At 40.9% G+C, this 15,383-nt stretch carries 10 protein-coding genes; 3 read left to right on the top strand and 7 right to left on the bottom strand.

The window, feature by feature from the left end; all coding sequences use genetic code 11:
* The coding region (locus tag ACYZZR_RS12735; protein WP_461534394.1) for a hypothetical protein at nucleotides 1-259 on the top strand (259 nt) is incomplete at its 5' end.
* Between the two features lie 314 nt (nucleotides 260-573).
* Here ACYZZR_RS12735 and ACYZZR_RS12730 read toward each other — a convergent pair.
* The 4 genes from ACYZZR_RS12730 to ACYZZR_RS12715 all read right to left on the bottom strand — a co-directional run bounded on the left by ACYZZR_RS12730 (nucleotide 574) and on the right by ACYZZR_RS12715 (nucleotide 8,906).
* The gene (locus ACYZZR_RS12730; protein WP_461534393.1) at nucleotides 574-1,884 is read right to left on the bottom strand and encodes an ATP-binding protein; all 1,311 of its coding nucleotides are present in this window, start codon (nucleotides 1,882-1,884) and stop codon (nucleotides 574-576) included.
* 359 nt (nucleotides 1,885-2,243) lie between these two features.
* Entirely contained in the window at nucleotides 2,244-4,259 is a 2,016-nt protein-coding gene (locus ACYZZR_RS12725; protein WP_461534392.1) for a putative porin, read from the bottom strand.
* Nucleotides 4,260-4,464: 205 nt separating this feature from the next.
* Nucleotides 4,465-5,838, bottom strand: coding sequence for a RagB/SusD family nutrient uptake outer membrane protein (locus ACYZZR_RS12720; protein ID WP_461534391.1), 1,374 nt, complete (start codon nucleotides 5,836-5,838; stop codon nucleotides 4,465-4,467).
* Nucleotides 5,839-5,858: 20 nt separating this feature from the next.
* The gene (locus tag ACYZZR_RS12715) at nucleotides 5,859-8,906 is read right to left on the bottom strand and encodes a SusC/RagA family TonB-linked outer membrane protein (protein ID WP_461534390.1); all 3,048 of its coding nucleotides are present in this window, start codon (nucleotides 8,904-8,906) and stop codon (nucleotides 5,859-5,861) included.
* Nucleotides 8,907-9,112: 206 nt separating this feature from the next.
* Between ACYZZR_RS12715 and ACYZZR_RS12710 the strand changes: the two genes are divergently transcribed.
* Nucleotides 9,113-9,709: a ribonuclease HII gene (locus ACYZZR_RS12710; protein ID WP_461534389.1), complete on the top strand. Its 597-nt coding sequence runs from the start codon at nucleotides 9,113-9,115 to the stop codon at nucleotides 9,707-9,709.
* Nucleotides 9,710-10,259: 550 nt separating this feature from the next.
* On the opposite strand, the gene ACYZZR_RS12705 is transcribed toward ACYZZR_RS12710, so the two are convergent.
* Nucleotides 10,260-12,347 (bottom strand): M13 family metallopeptidase, encoded by a 2,088-nt coding sequence (locus ACYZZR_RS12705; protein WP_461534388.1) that lies wholly within the window; start codon nucleotides 12,345-12,347, stop codon nucleotides 10,260-10,262.
* 65 nt (nucleotides 12,348-12,412) lie between these two features.
* Nucleotides 12,413-12,991: a hypothetical protein gene (locus ACYZZR_RS12700; protein ID WP_461534387.1), complete on the bottom strand. Its 579-nt coding sequence runs from the start codon at nucleotides 12,989-12,991 to the stop codon at nucleotides 12,413-12,415.
* A gap of 310 nt (nucleotides 12,992-13,301) precedes the next feature.
* On the opposite strand from ACYZZR_RS12700, the gene ACYZZR_RS12695 reads away from it, so the two are divergent.
* Nucleotides 13,302-14,243 carry an NAD-dependent epimerase/dehydratase family protein gene (locus tag ACYZZR_RS12695; RefSeq protein WP_461534386.1) on the top strand — a complete coding sequence of 314 codons (942 nt, stop codon included), beginning with the start codon at nucleotides 13,302-13,304 and terminating at the stop codon, nucleotides 14,241-14,243.
* Between the two features lie 467 nt (nucleotides 14,244-14,710).
* On the opposite strand, the gene ACYZZR_RS12690 is transcribed toward ACYZZR_RS12695, so the two are convergent.
* Nucleotides 14,711-15,109 carry a GreA/GreB family elongation factor gene (locus tag ACYZZR_RS12690; RefSeq protein WP_461534385.1) on the bottom strand — a complete coding sequence of 133 codons (399 nt, stop codon included), beginning with the start codon at nucleotides 15,107-15,109 and terminating at the stop codon, nucleotides 14,711-14,713.
* Between the last annotated feature and the right edge of the window lie 274 nt (nucleotides 15,110-15,383).

Raw genomic sequence — 15,383 nt, 5'->3', positions numbered from 1 at the left:
TAATTCGAAAACCAGTAAAAATGCATCAAAATCAACAGTGAAATCCATCATCAAAATCCCTACCCCTATCACCGTATATGAACCTATTCGCTTATCCTCTCAACCCCATACTCCCTCTCAAAGCGGGTGCAAATATAAAACCACTTTCGATTCTAAAACAAATATTTTTAGGCTTTTTTTTAAAGTATTTTTAGAGGGGTTGACCGTGAGGGAGTTAGAGAGGAGAATGGTTATTGAGTTATTGGGTTATTTAGATTAAGAAACAAAAAACTCCCCTCTTTAGACAAAGAGGGGTGGACAGCTTGCTGGACGGGGAGTTCTGATAAGCCCGAAACATGGCTCTTTCACCTAAGCGTTTAGGAAAAAGACAATCGATTGGGCTTTCAGAACCCTCCCCCCTCGCACAGCGAGGGTACCTCCCTTTGTCTAAGAGGAGACAACAACAAATCGCACCACACTAATTCGTCAATGGGGGGGGGGAGACGCAAAATTTTGCGTCTCTACGGCGTCTGGTTTATATAAATTATAATCTCACCTAATAACTACGAACTAATCAGCTACAAACCATCATTTTTACATATCACATAGCGAATAGCCTTTATATTCTATTTCATATCCTTTGTACTTCACGATTAGGTTTTTTGATTTTTCTTTTAATTTTTCTATGCTGATATTCTTCACATTTCTTTTTACTTCGGCAAACAAAACCTTCTTTTCCATATCATTAACCGCCACTATATCTATTTCATTCTGGTTGTTTCGCTCCCAATAGGAGCCGATAAGATTGTATTTTTTTTCAAATTTCAATGTATCAACAAAGTATTTTTCTAAGATCTTACCACTATACACATTGTAATCCCGCAAAATAACTGCTTTTAAATAATCTAAATTTCCAGCTTCTACAGCACTGCGGTATTTATAAATAAAACGAAACCAAAAGCTCAAAAAATTATCCTCAATCATATACTTCACAAACCGGCTATTAGGTTTTGCCAATACAGGACGTATTTTTTTCACCAGTCCGTATTCGTGTTCCAAACGATCTAAAAAACCTCCTGTCTGTATTTCCAAAATAGATTCTATTTCTACTCTCGATGTTTTTCCTGAAGCAATAAGAGATAAAATCGAGAAATAGTTTCCGTAATCCTTGCCAAATTCATCAATCAGTACATTTTTTCCTTCTTCTACAAACAGGGAATTTTCAGATATAACCTCATCCAAAATTGCTTGTAAAGTAAATGCATTTTTCTGCACCAACAATTCCACATATTTTGCCACAGCTCCCGTAAACAGATAAAACGCCAGTAAATCTTCAGGAGTATACGAAGGAGAGTAATCGTTTAGTATTGTTTTTAAGGTAGGTAGATCAAAAGCTTTGAGGTGTATACGCTGTGTGGCTCTTCCAAAAAGTGGCTCTTTAGAATTTTCAAAAATTCGAGTCATCATAGAATAGACCGAACCACACAAAATCAAATTTATTTTGCTCTCCTCTTTGTTACTGTCCCAAATATGCTGCATCTCAGAAAAGATCGAAGCATTGACCGAATGAAATTCCTGAAACTCATCAATAATCAAAGTAAAATGACGGGTTTTAGACAATTCTATTAAGAATCCAAAAACTTCCCTAAATGTTTTTATTACTCCAAAAATAGGAACGTCCAACTTCCCCCTGATCTCTTCAATAAACTCTTCACAAAGCAATGCTTCATTTTTTTTTGCTACAAAAAAATACAAGCAATTACTTCGCGTATAAGCCGTAGTTAAAAGACTTGTCTTCCCTATTCTTCTACGCCCTACTACAAAGGTCATTTGAGCATAAATACGAGAGGTTTCCTCAATACTACGCAACAAACTCAATTCACTATCCCTGTTATAAAATTTCATATCATTATCGCAACTGCAGTTACAGTAACCTACATTACGATAACAAAAATAATGATTTATATTGGATTCTGGCTAAAGTGGTAATCTTCTAATTATTCTTATATTCATTTTGTCTTGATACAAAACGAAGCAAAAAGTTGAGACGAAACCCATGTAACTGTGTGCCGCAACGCAGCGAACAGTGTATCGAAGCCACCGACTGGAAGAGACAACAACAAATCGCACTACACTAATTTGTCTATGGGGGAGACGCAAAATTTTGCGTCTCTACGGCGTCTGGTTTATATAAATTATAATCTCACCTAATAACTATGAACTAAGAACTAATCAACTATATGTGACGACACGAGGCCATCCCCCTACCGGAAGAAATTCCAGACCAGTCCGAATCTCACGATAAAATCTCTGTAGGGATAATTGGGTGCAGAATAGTAATTGTATCCTGTAAAGGCCGAATTAAAGTGTTCTGCTTTCAGGTAAATACGGGTTTGTCGCACTCGGGCATTGATAAAAAAGTCGAGAAGCGGATATCCTCCTATCTTTTCCCCGTTTTGCGAATAGAATTCTCCCAGCACCGGATTGTAGCCATCGGCATAGTACTCGGTAAAGTACTTGAGTGTAATACCTGTTTGCAAATACATCGCCTTTTTGAAGACATCATTGGAGTAGTAAAAGGTATTTCGCGTTACAAATTTGGGTACATTCATCACGGCATCATCTTGAGACACCTCTTGATACATCACTGTGTTGTGCAATGCGAACTTGCCGAACTTAAATTCGTTTTCTCCTTTTATTTTGAGGTATCCTATGGTTCCGTCGTATTGGTCGGGCTTAGACAACACCATACCGGGTTGTTGTTCGGGGTCTCCAGATTCGTAGAAATAGGCATAGTTGTCGATAGTAGCAAAACTAGCGGTAACATTGCCCCATTTTTGAGAGCTGAGGGTTCCTCCGAGGGTGTATACTTTTTCGGTACCGAAGCCGTCGTTTTGCCAATTGTAATTTTGATAATGGCTGTGATACAACATAAAATTGAAATTGGGCATGCGAGACACCGAAGATATAAATCCGGTGAGCTTAAGATCGTCACTTATGGCGTAATAGGCATTTCCTTTAAAAGAACTCCCGTTGAGATCGCCCACAGTATTGACTTCTATATCGGCATCCAGTCCTACTCTACCTATCACCTTAGACCAGGTTCCACCCAGGCTAATCTGCGTTCCCTTAAGCTGACTCCCTATCACCTCGTCGTCGCGGTAAAGTACGGAATTAAAATAGTAATTGTAGTTGTAAAAAGCTGCTCTTAAACTCACATCTCCGAATATGCGATCGCCGTAGTTTACGCTAAGCCTATTGTACATGGTTTTCAGTCTGGCTCTATCTTCCATATCGGTGCGCTGGTAAGCACTTCCGAAATAGTTTTCCGCAGCTTGATCTTGTTTAAATTTAAAGAATTTGGTCTCATACCGAAACTCGTGTCCCAAAGTGAGCTCTGATAGCGATTTCCCGGGGTGCAGCAGGAGGTATTCATGATCGAGATAATACCTTTTACCGATAAGCAAGTTTTCTGCATTTTCGAAAGCCACATCCATTCTCGCCCGGTCTATAAACTCTTCTTCTCCCGACTCAAACTGTTCTCGATTAGAGATTCCTCCGTTCTCTTCATTTAAAATATCCTGAGCGACAAAATGGGTTCGCAAGCGATATTTCCCGTCTTTGGTGGTGTAATTGGCCGTAAGTCTAAAGTTTCCTGTACTAGACAGTATATGTCTGTACTTTCCGAGAGAGCGAAGCCCCTTATAGGCTATAGAAAAATTAAACTGCTTGGAGGTATTCATAGTAATAAAGGCATCCAACAGTTGCCCCTGTTCCATAGTGGTTTTAAAAAAGAGGTCGGTAACCGGTGTGGGTACGCGATAATAGTCTATATCTTCCACCTCCATATAATTGTAGTGTTTAGACCGAGCTCCGAGTTCGGGATACAGGTTTCGATAATTAAAATCCTTGGCCAGTCGATTGTAGGTTTGCCCTACACTGGAAAAAGGAAGTAGTTCGAAATTATCTTTTCGAAGGTAGTTGTAGCGATACTCTTTTTTAATGGTGAGCGAGGTATCGAGGTGGGTAGTATCGCGCTTGTACGAAATAATCCGGTAATCTTCTATATCTGGAATGGTATCGTTTGCATCTTTGATGCTATCTTGTTTTTTTTCAATACTTCTACGCAGGCCGGGCACACTGTCTTTTACCTGAGATACAGCAGCTTGTACAGAATCGATTATTGTACTGTCCTGTACTTTTTCAGGAAGCGCTTTTTCTTGCCCTTTTACGGCAATCACACAACAGAACAGGACAAATAAGAAAAATATATGCTTCATTTAAAATCGGTTCCTTATACATAAACAACACTAATCACTCTTGTAACACCTTCTGCAAAACAGCATACAAAGATATTATGGCAAAGGTATATTTTTTGAAATAATGAGAACGCGTTTTATAAAACTAAAAAGTCCCAACTCTAGAGCTGGGACTTTTTATTACTTATTTAAAGTGGCATATCACTTTTCTGACAACACCTTTCTGTTAGGGGTTAGGCGTTATATCAGGGTTTGCATTTATTTCTACTTGTGGAATTGGGAAAGCTAATCTATCATCTCCAAATGGTATTGTACTTTCGAAAGTTTGATTTTCATCTACTTTTTCGACATCCATACCCAACCTCATCAAATCAAAATATCTAAAGCCTTCAAATGCGAGTTCTTTCTTTCTCTCCAACAGTATATCTTCTAAAGTAGCTCCTGCATATACCACACTGTTTCGTTCTGCAGTAATAGCGTTCAAATCGTCATCGACATCGGTAGATGCTCCATTGAGCATAAATTCGGCTTCAGCTCTAGTGAGATACATCTCTTCAATGCGTACCATTCTAATATTATCAGCTCCATTAATATCTGGATATTTACCAAGCAAGTATTCACCATCAGCATTGGCAGCAAATACATCGAGTCGTACATCGTCGCTGTCGTATTCTCCCGACAAGGTTTCTACTGGAAATACTTCTCCGTATCCACCGGGGCTATAGATATATGCAATAGAGTTTGTACTCAGTGTATTAACATCACCTACGGCCAATTCTAAAACAGAGTTAGAAGAAGCGTTAGGCAGTGTCCAAGAAACGGCATAAGTACCCGATGAAACAACAGAATATAAGCCTGATTCAATCACATCTGTAGCGAAGTCTCTAGCTTTTTCGTAATCTTTTCTAGACAGATAATAACGTGCCATCAATGCTTCTGCAGAAAATATATTCAAGGTTGTTTTATCGTTATAATCTACTGTTGCACCTTCATCGTCAGCTTCTGTAAAAAGCTGTATTGCCATTTCGAAATCAGACTCGATTTGCGCATATGTATCATCTAAAGATGCTCTTTGAGGTTTCACATCGTTACCTGGTTCGTATACGGTTACCAATGGAACACCCAAATCACCTCCAATATACTCTTGTCCATAAAGTCGTACAAGGTCGAAATACACCAAAGCTCTCAAGGTATAAGCCTGAGCTTTAGCAAATTTGGCCAAAGGTGTATCCAATTCACTACCTATAACCAAGTTTGCACTACCTATCACGGTATACATTTGAGTCCAGGTATCGGCTGCATAAGCCTCTGTCGGAATCATATCGAATCTAGCCGGCCTTAGGAATCGTCCTGTAGCACCGGTATTAAATGCGATATCGGAACGAACGGTACCAAATATCACAAAATCTCTACCGTAGTAAAATTCACTTCTCATTCTGTGCATAGCTCCATAAACAAGAGCCTGCAAGTCCTTATCACTCCCCACTTCGTCGGGAGTCTTATTCTGATCGTAGCTTTCCTCCAGAAAATCATTTCCACAAGACAGTAAAGATATTACTGTAAAACACGTCAGACATATTGATATTATTCTATTTTTCATCGATTGTCTACTTTTAGAAATTATAACGAAATGTTAACTCCAACACTTGCAGTTTTCAACGGAGGCAAGCCGAGATTGGTGATCCCTCCAATACCTATTTCCGGATCTATCTTCAAACCATCGTCAAAGATAAATGTATAAAGGTTTGTCGCTCTCAGGTATATATTAACCTTTGTCAATCCCGATCCTTGCAGCCAAGATTCAGGCAAGTCGTATCCAAAGGTTACGTCTCTCAACCTGATAAAGTCTCCATCGTGTAAAAATCTGGATGAGGCTTCGTTTGAAGCGGTACCCTGACCGTAAACGAGTTTTGGAACATTTGTAATATCTCCAGGTTTTTGCCATCTGTCTAAACTTTCTGCGAAGCCAGGATAGTTACCTATATACTGACCATCACTCAACAGATATCTACCCCAATCTTCATACACTTTATGTCCGAAACCATAGCTAAATAAAAACGACAGGTTAAATCCTTTATAAGAGAAATTGTTTGTAAAACCTCCCATCACTTTTGGCAAGGCATTACCTTCTTGAATTGCCTGTTGTGCCTCGGTATAATTTGTGGTAACCTCACCGCCTTTTCCGTTGCGATACCATTGTGCTGCACCTGTCTCAGGATCGACACCCGCCCATTTTCTCATATACCAAACATTAACTGGTTCATCTTCTACCAAAGCGGTGAGAGATCCGAAGGATTCCAAAGGTTTTCCATCAGTACCTTTAATAAGTTCGGTAACTTTATTATTTACAGTAGAAATATTAAAGTCTGTACTCCATGAGAAATTGTCGTTTTCTATGATTTGGGCACTCAAAGCAAATTCGATACCCTTGTTAACCATCTCTCCGATGTTTGTCCACTTTGCAGAATGCCCAGAAGTTCTAGACAAGCGTTGTTGATACAACAAGTCTTCTGTAGTTCTGGAGAAATAATCGATAGATCCTGTCAATTTTCTATCTAAGAATTCAAAATCTACACCGACGTTAAAAGGTTTACTAACCTCCCATGTCAAGTCGGGGTTATCTACTCCTGTAGGATAGGCAGCTGCATTTTCGTTGTACGAAACATCATATCCGATTAATCCTCTAGACAAGCCTATTTGGGTAAGTGTGTTACCTAATTCACCGTAACTCACTCTAAGTTTAAGCAGATCTATAAACTCTGCAGAGCTCAGGAAATTCTCTTTGGCGAGGTTCCATCCTAAACCGACAGACCAGAAGTTACCCCACTTTTTGTTTGCAGCAAAACGGGAGTCTCCTTCTCTTCTAAATGTTCCATCGATAAAGATTTTATCTTTTATTCCCAAGTTGGCCGTAAGTGAGTAAGATGCATTTTGATACCCTTGCGTCGCTGTACTGGCATCACTCGGGTTAACCGCAGTAGCTACGTTATACAATCCTGAGGCACCTATACCTTCTCCTCCACCTTGTGCATATCTGTCTTTTCTTTTTTGGGCTTCTTGTATAAAGGTAACTCCCAAATTAACTTCGTCAGACAAATCTGCCTTATAGTTCAAGATGTTTTGAACTACAAAGTTAAAAAGACGGGTATCGGTAAAGTATGCATATCCATTTCTCGCACTGGTTGGACCGTTAAATCCATCACCGTGTTCGGGATTCCAGTAAAGTCCTTCTTCCACATTTGCATAATCCAACCCTATTCTTCCGGTATATTTCAAATTGTCCAAAATATTGTATTCTGCAGAAATATTTCCAATCATACGAGTGATATCTCCATCAGAAAAGTTGTTTTCCAACAAATACCCTGGATTAAAAAGTCCGTTGCTCATCCTTCTACTATCCGGATCTCCTATATACCACGAACCATCTTCATTTCTAACAGGATCGGTAGGCAGCAAGAAATACTCTGAGAGGATAGGGTTTGAAAAAGCCCCACCATTGGCCAAAGTGTGTATTTTTGCATTAGAGGCAGAGACATCTGTGCTGAGCTTTAGCTTATCATTCACTTTATAGCTCACATTCAGGTTACCCGAAACTCTCTGAAAATCTGAATTTTTAACAATCCCTTCTTGTTCAAAATAACCTATTGAAGAATAGTAATTAAAATCTTCTGTACTACCTGTTAAAGATGCGTTGAAATTTTGCTGGAGTGCAGCTCCTCTTCGCACAACGTCTCTCCAATTCGTATTTACTGAACCGTCGTATGGCTCTCCTCCCAAAACGTCATCTATAGCTTCTTGTTTATTACCATTTGTAAAAGCATTAGCTACGGCTTCTACATACAATTCTCCCCATTGTGGGCCGGTAAGAGGCTTTCTGTCGTCTACTGCAACCTCGTTAAAGCCTGTTTCTAAACTTACATTAAACACAGGTTTTAATCCTTTCCCTTTTTTAGTAGTGATAATAACTACCCCATTGGCTGCCCTTGCTCCATACACTGCAGTTGCAGATGCATCTTTCAAGATAGTGATAGACTCTATATCATTGGAGTTGATATTGGCCAAAATATTAGCACTAGTGTTGTTTCGAGAAGGGTCTCCAGATATCACTGGTACACCATTAATAATATACAGCGGTGAGTTATTCCCATTGATAGAGCTAATCCCCCGAATCCTGATATCGGGAAGTGCCCCTGGCTGTCCTGAAGAAGCAGACACATAAACACCGGGCGCATTACCTTGAAGTGCTTGGTCTACAGAAGTTAAAGGAGTTTTTTCGATCTTATCGCTCCCCACAACTGAAGAAGATCCTGTAAGTTCAGACATTCGTCTTTCTTGCCCATAACCCACTACCACAACCTCCTCTAGAGCTTGTGCATCTTCTTGCATCTGCACATCGATGGTCGATGCGCTACCTACAGTTCTTTCTACTGCAGACATTCCGATATAGGTAAACTGCAACACCTGTCCTTCACCGACATTGATACTGTAGTTCCCGTCAAAATCGGTTTGGGTTCCATGAGTGGTTCCTTTGACCACAATGTTAACCCCTGGCAACGGCAAACCGGATTGATCGGTCACATTACCCGTAATAGTCTTCTCCTGTGCAAAGGAGAGCTGTACTACAAACGCTAATACTAGCGTTAGAAATTGAGTAAACTTTGATCTCATATTACATATATTTGATTTAGCAGAAGACAAATATCTTAAAATAAATTTAAAAATAACAAAAAATTAACAGCCAAGTCCGAAAACGCGTACAGATACAACGCCATAAAATTGATATAAATAAACATTAGCATCTTATTTTGTAAAATAAATTGTATTTTAATAAAAAACACGTCCTTTTTTAGTTAATTCACGAAAAATAAAACACTGTGTTAAATAAATATTTTCATTCATTTCCGGAAGCAGGTACCGATGAGGCGGGGCGGGGTTGTCTGGCCGGACCGGTTACTGCTGCAGCTGTAATTTTGCCGGAAAATTTTGACGATGCTGTGCTAAACGACTCTAAACAGCTGTCGAAAAAGCAACGTGGTCAGCTCCGCTTGATTATTGAAGAGCAAGCCGTGAGTTTTGGGGTATGTCATATTTTTGAAGATGAAATATACAAACTCAATATACTACATGCCTCTATACAGGCCATGCACAGGGCGCTCGATCAGCTCGGCACCCGACCACAGCACATCTTGGTAGACGGCAACCGCTTTAAGCCTTATCACAATATCCCTCACCTCTGCGTGGTAAAAGGCGATGGCAAGTACTTGAATATCGCAGCTGCCTCTGTATTGGCCAAAACGTATAGAGACCACTATATGGAGCAACTGCACGAAGAATACCCCATGTACAACTGGAAGAAAAACAAGGGATACCCCACACGAGAACACCGAGAAGCTATTCGCAAATACGGTATCAGCCCGTATCACCGCAAAGGGTTTCGACTTCTGCCGGATCAATTGGAATTGGGGATTTGAAGTTTTTAGAGGCGAAGTGGACAGCTTTGCTAGGCAGGAGTTCTGACAAGCTTTTACCCTAAATGCTTGGGAAAAGTACAATCGCTTGAGATTTCAGACCCCTCCCCCTCACTGGCGTGAGGTACCTCCCTTTGTCTAAAGGGAGGAGTTTAGTGGGCTGTTTAATTAAATCTCTTAAACAACTATTATTTACGAAAGTTTATAAACTTCTCCCCTTCATTTTGTCTTGACACAAAACGAAGCAAAAAGTCAAGAAGCCCTTGAGGAAATTTTCCCAGCTCTCGCGGGAAACCAACTCCATTCCAGCTCCACGCTATTTTTGCTGCGCAAACGCGATTCCGCAGGAATGGAGCTTATTTCTGGAAAGGCTTCGAACTTGGGAAATATCGAAGTATGGTGCATAAAAAACGAAAAAAAACGCGAAAAAACACTACGAACTACAAACTAAAAAACTAATCAACTAAAAAAATCAAAATACCCCCGCTACCAGAAGTAACGAGGGTATTTATATTCTTTTATTAGAATTTTAAATCTTTCTAGGCGACAATCCCTACCAGATTTTAACTCTTTTTTCCGGTTCGAGATACATATCGTCTCCTTCCTGGATATCGAAGGCTTGATAAAAGGCATCGATATTGAGCAAGGGTTGTGTAGCTCGATATTGTCCTGGAGAGTGCGGATCTGTCTTGATCTGATTTTTAAGGGCTTCGTCTCTTATTTTGGTGCGCCATACGGTAGCCCAAGAGATAAAGAATCGCTGTTCTGGCGTAAAGCCGTCTATCAAACCGGGATCACCGTGTTCTTTGAGATAGAGTTGCAATCCGTCGTATGCGGCATTGACTCCTCCGAGATCACCTATGTTTTCACCAAGGGTAAACTTACCGTTGATAAATACCTCGGGCAGCACTTCTATAGCGCTGTATTGGTCTGCTAGGTCTCCTCCGAGTTTTTGGAACTGTTTCAGATCTTCGTCTGTCCACCAGTTGGAAAGATTTCCGTCTGCGTCGTATTTCGCTCCTTGATCGTCGAAGCTATGAGAGATTTCATGACCGATAACGGCACCTATTCCTCCGTAGTTTACGGCTGCATCTGCAGTAAAATTAAAGAAAGGAGGTTGTAGTATGGCTGCCGGAAATACGATTTCATTGTAGGAGGGGTTAAAATAGGCATTTACTATCTGTGGAGCCATATACCATTCGCTCTTATCTACTGGCTTACCGAGTTTGGCGATATCTTCCTTAAACCTCCAATGTCTCAGTTGTTTTACATTGTCAAAATAACTTCCTCCTTCGGCAGGACTTTTTATTTGAAGTGCGGAATAATCTCTCCACTTGTCTGGATATCCTATTTTTATAGTAGTTTTCTCGAGCTTTTCTACGGCTTTTGCTTTAGTAGCTTCGTCCATCCAAGGCAGCGCCTGAATTCGCGCTTCGAAGGCCTTGATCACATTGCCTATCATTTCTTGAGCTTGTGCCTTGGCTTCGGGAGGGAATTTTTTTGCTACATATAGTTTTCCAAGGGCTTCTCCCACTGTTCCGTTTATCGTTTGCAGCGCTCTCTTATCGCGTGGCTCTTGTTCTTTTGCTCCTTTGAGTGTCTTGCTGTAAAACTCCCAGTCGGCTGTTTCTATTTCTTCAGACAGTGTTCCTGCGGCATGGTTTAGGGCCGTCCAACTGAGATAGGCCTTCCAGTCTTCGATATTTTTCTCGTCCAACAGTTCTGGAAGTTCTTTAAAATATGCCACATCTGCAATAATCACGGTATCTACAGCAACCCCCAGTGAAGAGAGATAGCCTTTCCAATCTACTGCAGGAGCTATTTTTGCAAGCTCGGAAACGGCAGTAGGATTGTAGCGTTTATCTGGATTACGTCTTTCTACCTTATCCAGTCTGGGTCGTGCCATACGAGTTTCGAAAGCGAGAATACGAGCTGCCAGTTCTTCAGCTTTTTCTGCATCGTAATCTACAAACTGCAACATACGCGCAATGTGAGCCTTGTATTTCTCTCGTTTGTCTTTGGAGTCTGCATCGTCTGACACATAGTAGTCTCTATCGGGCAATCCTAAGGCTCCAGCGCCGAGATAGGCTACGTTTTTATTGCTGTCTTTAGCATCAGCTCTCACACCGACACCAAAAAAGCCAGCTCCACCATAGGGTTCAGATTCCTGGAGAAAGGCTTGAAGTTCCTCCAGTGAAGAAATGGCTCCGATTTTTTCGAGCACCGGCAATACAGGAGCTACTCCAGCGGCATTTCTAGATGCTGTATCCATAATCGTTTCGTAGAGATACACTGCCTTAGCCTGATCTGAGGCAGGGTCGATAGCACTGTCTTCTGTAGCTTCCTTAAGCACCGCAAGGGCATCGTTGTTTGTCTTTTCGCGCAATTCAAGAAAACTACCCCAACTGGTTTTATCGGCTGGAATTTCAGCCTTGTCAAGCCATTTGCCGTTTACAAAACGAAAAAAATCGTCTTTTGCAGCAACACTGGTATCCATAAATTGGAGATTGATGCCGGGTACTTTCTCTACCGCAGCGGTCTCCTCTTTATTTCCTTCCTTCTTTTCCTGCTTACAGGAAACAGCAGTAAACCCGAGAACCATAGCTCCGAGCAAAATACTGTTGGTGCGAATTATTTTCATGATTGTTATAAAATTGATGTTTTATGAGCGCCAAGTTAATAAAAAAAAGATTTTAGCATTTGTAATTATTCTATAACACTTAATGTATCTATTTCCTCTCCTTCTATACTATCGGTGACTAGGCTGTCTCTTTTCCCGAGGGGAATATTAGAAGTTTCGTCGATATACTCGTCGGCGAGGTTGGCCTGCATACGTTCGTCTAACTGCTGTTCGAGATTGTAAAAAGAGCTCAGTATTTTAGACTTCTGCTGGTAGCGAAAGGCGGCTGTCACTGGTTCTGGCGCTTCCAAGCGTGTTTGCAGCAAAAAAGTGTGCACTACAGACAGCCTGCTCTTTATCGAGGGATGGTCGAATTTTGCCGGGAATACGGAGTCTGATAATTGCTTTTTCTTTTCGAGTATATTGTCCATCTGCATCATCAGATCGCCCTCTTTCTCAGCGGCGTAATCTTTGATAGCTGTACTAAAGGCAGCGTACTCTTCCCAACTTGCCAACTCTTCTTGTTCGGCTTGGTCAAACTGCCAGAATTCCGGTAGCTTTACCTTTTCTTCTGGTATTTCGCTATCCAATTCTGCTTCTGTCGCCTCACTGTTTTTGTCCTTATCCCCCTTACACCCCAACAGCAGCAGTACAAAAATTGTCAAAAAAGAATATTTATCCATTGTCTCGTATTGTATTATCGATAATGTCTGATTAAAAAAACACTGAATATCAACACATCGCAATAATGCTGTACATGCAATTGTGCTGTACGAAGATACGGCATCCTGACAACATACAAGGGTTTTGTTTTTTTTTCGCGTGAAAGTTTGGCCGAAACACTATCTTTGAACCGGCATACGGATTTATCTACAGATTGTGATACGACCACTTGTTTTGCTGACAAAAATGGTGTTTTAGCAAAGATAAACGGTCTACAATATTGTTTTTAAAACCAACTAAATTGAAAGTTATATGACTCCGAAAATATTGATTATTGGAGCGTGCGGACAAATCGGCTCCGAGCTTACACTGGCACTTAGAGATATTTATGGCGTTTCGCAGGTTGTTGCCAGCGACATCCGAAACAACAATCCTGAACTGGCGGCTTCTGGACCTTTTGAAATACTGGATGCCACAAACAAAGAGCAGATAGAAAGCTGTATAGAAGAGCACGGTATTACCGATGTGTACCTCATGGCAGCCATGCTTTCAGCTACTGCCGAAAAATATCCCGACAAGGCCTGGAATCTCAATATGAATTCTCTTTTTCACATACTCGACCTGGCTCGTGACAAAAAGATAAAGAAGGTGTTTTGGCCTAGCTCTATAGCCGTATTTGGCCCCAGTACTCCAAAGGAACACACACCCCAACAAACTATCATGGAGCCCTCTACCGTATACGGTATAAGCAAACTGGCTGGCGAGCGATGGTGTGAGTACTACCACAAAAATTACGGAGTTGATGTGCGAAGCATTAGGTATCCGGGACTTATCAGCTGGAAAACACTTCCTGGAGGGGGTACTACAGACTACGCTATAGATATCTATCATCAGGCGCTTGAAAAAGGGAGTTACGAATGTTTTTTGGACGAAAAAACTACGCTGCCTATGATGTATATGGACGATGCTATCAGGGCTACGATAAGCCTGATGCAAGCGGAGAGCGACAGTGTAAAAATAAGGTCGTCTTACAACTTGGCTGGGGTGAGTTTTAACCCAAGTGAGATTGCAGCGGTTATAAAGAAACACATCTCCGGTTTTAGTATCAGCTACAAACCCGACTTCCGCCAAAAGATTGCAGATTCATGGCCTGGAAGTATAGACGACAGCGCCGCTCGAGATCACTGGGGATGGGAATCTAAATTTGATCTCGAAGCCATTACCAAAGACATGTTGTCGAATTTGAGGAATTAGTTTGGGGTGTTTGGGGTTTTCGTTTTTCTGCGTTTTCGTTTTATAGCGCTGCCATTCCAATAATGTCCCAAATTCGAAGTCTTTTCAGGGCGATGTGTAGAAACAGCAATATGATATAAACCAGACGCTGTAGAGACGCAAAATTTTGCGTCTCCCCCTATAGACAAATTAGTGTGGTGCGATTTGTTATTGTCTCTTGTCGGGTTCGCTTCGCTATGATAACAGGCTTGCCTGAAAGGACAAACCAATAAAACCCCTACGAACTACAAACTAAAAAACTAACCAACTAATCTGAGATGGTGTAAAAAACCGTTGTGCGATCGGCAAAAAACGTCGGATTACCTGTCACCACTCTGAAAGCTCCCGGCAATGCCGAAAGACAAATAAATTTCCATTTCACTCTATTTCCAGGTTAGCGAAGAATTTCTGACAAAATCGCTTCACACACAACGGATATTACTTCTGTTTTAATTTTCTTTTTGTTGTTTAACTTCTACGATGGTCAAGGTTTTGGTTCCTGCCGGAAACTCCCAATCTATGGCATCTCCTTTGGCATAGCCCATCACCGCAGCTCCCATAGGAGTCAGTATCGATATTTTGTCTTGCTTAATATCGCTGTCGTTGGGCGACACCAATTGAAAACGCTTTTTCCAACCGTCTTCTGAAGAGATGGAAACAATGGAATTGAACCGTATTACATCTTCCGGTAATTCGGCCTCATCACATATACGGGCATTCTGCAATTCGTCGCTCAGATGCTTTACCGAACTTTTAAAAACATTATCTCCGTAATAGCCGGAAAGCTGCAAAAGCTGCTTTAAAAGTACGTATTCTTTCTTTTCAATAATCAGTTGTCCGTATTTCATATCTCATCATTAAATAATCATATCAGTTTGAACAATATCGAGTCAAAAACCGTAAATTCAAACTAAAGGAGGTCTCAAAACCTTCTCTGTATTCGTATTTATTCTGAATCACATTTTGTTTTTACATGACATCAAGGGAAGATACCTCTTTGTCTGTACGCTTGTTCCAGTCGTTCTATCGCGATGATAAAGGCTGCGGTACGCATATCGACATCGCGATCGGAGGAAGCTTTCGCCACGCGGGTAAACGACTCTTTCAACTTCTTGTGCAACT

This window comes from Sinomicrobium sp. (assembly GCA_029266035.1).
Classification (GTDB): Bacteria; Bacteroidota; Bacteroidia; order Flavobacteriales; family Flavobacteriaceae; genus Sinomicrobium.
The sequence above is the reverse complement of the archived record's forward strand: the minus strand, read 5'-3'. Positions and strand labels throughout refer to the sequence as shown.